The sequence below is a fragment of the Nonomuraea antri genome (assembly GCF_013283785.1).
Taxonomy (GTDB): Bacteria; Actinomycetota; Actinomycetes; order Streptosporangiales; family Streptosporangiaceae; genus Nonomuraea; species Nonomuraea antri.
In genome coordinates this window covers 1-2,682 of record NZ_JABCPZ010000469.1, presented here as the reverse complement: position 1 = coordinate 2,682, position 2,682 = coordinate 1, and the positions used below count along the sequence as shown (strand labels likewise).

3 protein-coding genes are annotated in these 2,682 nt (G+C 74.6%); 1 reads left to right on the top strand and 2 read right to left on the bottom strand.

Going from position 1 to position 2,682, the window contains the following annotated elements; genetic code table 11:
* Positions 1-96 precede the first annotated feature (96 nt).
* A complete protein-coding gene (gene selD / locus HII36_RS54520; RefSeq protein WP_173531269.1) occupies positions 97-1,191 on the bottom strand; it encodes a selenide, water dikinase SelD in 1,095 nt (364 codons plus the stop codon).
* Positions 1,192-1,262: 71 nt separating this feature from the next.
* Positions 1,263-1,910, bottom strand: coding sequence for a class I SAM-dependent methyltransferase (locus tag HII36_RS54515; protein ID WP_173531268.1), 648 nt, complete (start codon positions 1,908-1,910; stop codon positions 1,263-1,265).
* A gap of 118 nt (positions 1,911-2,028) precedes the next feature.
* Between HII36_RS54515 and HII36_RS54510 the strand changes: the two genes are divergently transcribed.
* Entirely contained in the window at positions 2,029-2,583 is a 555-nt protein-coding gene (locus HII36_RS54510) for a TetR/AcrR family transcriptional regulator (protein WP_173531267.1), read from the top strand.
* Positions 2,584-2,682: the final 99 nt, after the last annotated feature.

Sequence of the window (2,682 nt, the reverse complement as noted above, 5' to 3'; positions counted from 1 at the left end):
CCACGGACGGCACCACGGACAGCACCTCGGACGGCGCCGCCGAGGGCGGCACCGGTCCCGGTCCGGAGGCGTAGCGGGTGGTCGCCGCCGCGCCGATCAGCCCGGGGGCTCGCCGGCGTGCACGGTGATGCGGCCGGGTTCGCCGTCGGCCGCGCGCCCGATCACCGCCGCCGGCAGCCCGCCGGCCCGCAGCTCGGCCAGCAGCTCCGGGACGGCGTCCGCGCGCGCCGCCAGCAGCAGCCCGCCGGAGGTCTGGGCGTCGTGCAGCAACACCGAGACGGCCGCGGGCACCCCCGGATCGACGTCCACGACACCGGCCAGACGGGCCAGGTTGGCCCGGGTCCCGCCGGAGACGAAGCCCGCCTCGATCAGCTCGGCGGCGGCGGGCAGCAGGGGGACCCGGCCGGCGTACACGTCCGCGGCCAGGCCGCTCGCGCGCGACATCCGGTGCAGGTGCCCGAGCAGCCCGAACCCGGTGACGTCCGTGGCCGCGCGGACACCGGCGCGTAACGCGGCCTCGCTCGCCCCCGCGTTGAGCAAGGCCATCGAGGCCACGGCAGAGTCCACCGCACCCACGCCGGCCGCGCTCTGCTGAAAAGCGCCGTGCTTCAGCGCGGTGGCGACGGCGGAGGTGCCGACGGCCTTGGTCAGCACGAGCAGGTCACCCGCCGTGACCCGGTCGATGGCCAGCAGCCGGTCCGGATCGGCCAGCCCGACCACCGCCATGCCGTACTTGGGCACCGGATCGTCGATGGTGTGCCCGCCCGCCACCAGGCACCCGGCCCGCGCGGCCACCTCGGCCCCGCCCCTGAGCACGTCGCCGAGCAGCGCGATCGGCAGCCCGTCGCCCGGCCAGGCGGCCAGGTTGACCGCGATCAGCGGCCGGCCGCCCATCGCGTAGACGTCGGACAACGCGTTGGCGGCGGCGATGCGTCCCCAGTCGTAGGGGTCGTCGACGATGGGCGTGAAGAAGTCCGTGGTCAGGACGAGGGCGCGGGCGTCGTCGAGGCGCAGCACGGCCGCGTCGTCCCCCTCCAGCGCCCCGATGAGCAGATCGCCCGACGCCGGGCGCAGCCCGGGCCCGACGGCGGCGAACAGCTCCTCCAGCTTGGCCAGCGGCAGCTTGCAGGCGCAGCCCGCGCCGGGCGACAGCGACGTCAGCCTGACGGCCTTGTCGGCAGGAGCGGCCATGGGTTCTCCCTCGCTCGTCCGGATCACCATCGTGACCGGCACGGACATTCCGGGCCACCCACAGCATCGGCTCACGGCCGGGTCGCGCGCACGTAATACAGCAGATACGGCAGGTCGCCCTCGCCGTCCACCTGGAAGCCGGCGTCCGGGATGAGCGTGCCGAGCAGGTCGCGCGGCGAGTGCCGCATGGCCGGGCCGGTGAGCAGGCCGACCAGGCGGTTCAGCAGTGGGTTGACCGGCGGGCGGAACTCGCCGATGACCAGCCGCCCGCCCGGGCGCAGCACGCGGAACATCTCGGCGATCGCCCGCGGCCGGTCCCGGACGGGCACGTGGTGCACGGCCAGGCTGGAGACCACGATGTCGCACGACGCGTCGGGGAACGGCAGCTCCTGGGCCTGGCCGACCAGGTAGGAGCAGTTGGCGGGGGCGCGCTTGACGGCGTACTCGACCATGGACGGGGCCGGGTCGACGCCGGTGACCTGCCCGGCGGGGCCGACCACGGGGGCCAGGATCCGGCTGAGGTAGCCGGTGCCGCAGCCGACGTCCACGACCCGGTCCCCGGCCCGCGGCCGGGCCTGGGCGGCCAGCCGGGTGAAGGCGGCGCGGCGGCCGCCGATGAAGCCGAACGAGGCGAAGAGCTCGTACGCGCGCGGGTGGTCGATCGTGCCGCCCTCGTCGGCGTGCTCGTCGTGGTCGTGCAGCAGCTTCCCGAGTCCCATGACCCCCGTCTCCTCCCTGTCGAACACCTTGTTCGTTTTCGCATGGTGCGTTCATCATGGGATCGGGGTCAACGAGCAGATCGGCCGCGATGTGCGGTACCGAACGGAAGGCGGGAAAGTGTCCGGAGACCGGCGGGTGCGGCGTACCCGGCGCGCGGTGCAGGAGGCGCTGGTGTCGCTGATCCTGGAGAAGGGCTACGACGCGGTGACCGCCTCCGACGTCATCGAGCGCGCCGACGTCGGCCGTTCCACCTTCTACGCCCACTTCACCGACAAGCAGGACGTGCTGTTCAGCCAGCTCGACGAGCTCGCCTTCCTGCACACGCCGCCGCCGTCAGGGCCGGTGGGGGAGCTGTTCACGTTCAGCAGGCCGATGATCGAGCACGTGGCTCAGCGACGGGAGCTGATCAAGGCGCTGCTGGGGCGGCGCGGCGGCGGCGTGGTCGTGGAACGCGGCGAGCGGCTGCTGGCCGCCATCGTCGCGGACGAGCTGCGCGCCGCAGGACTGCGGACGCCCGGCCTGCTGGAACCGCTGGTGATCTGCGTGGTCGGCGCCTACCTGGCGCTGCTGCGCGCCTGGGTGGACGGCGACCTCCAGGCCACCCCCGCCGAACTGGACGCGGCCTTCCGCGCCGCCGTCGAACCGGGGGTCCGCGCCGCCCTGCCGTCATGACGCGGCTCACCGAGCCCGAGCGCCCGGCCCGCCGACCGGGCCGGGTGCGAGTGCGGGGCCGGTGACCAGGGATACTCCCTGTCGTGCCCACTCCCGCCC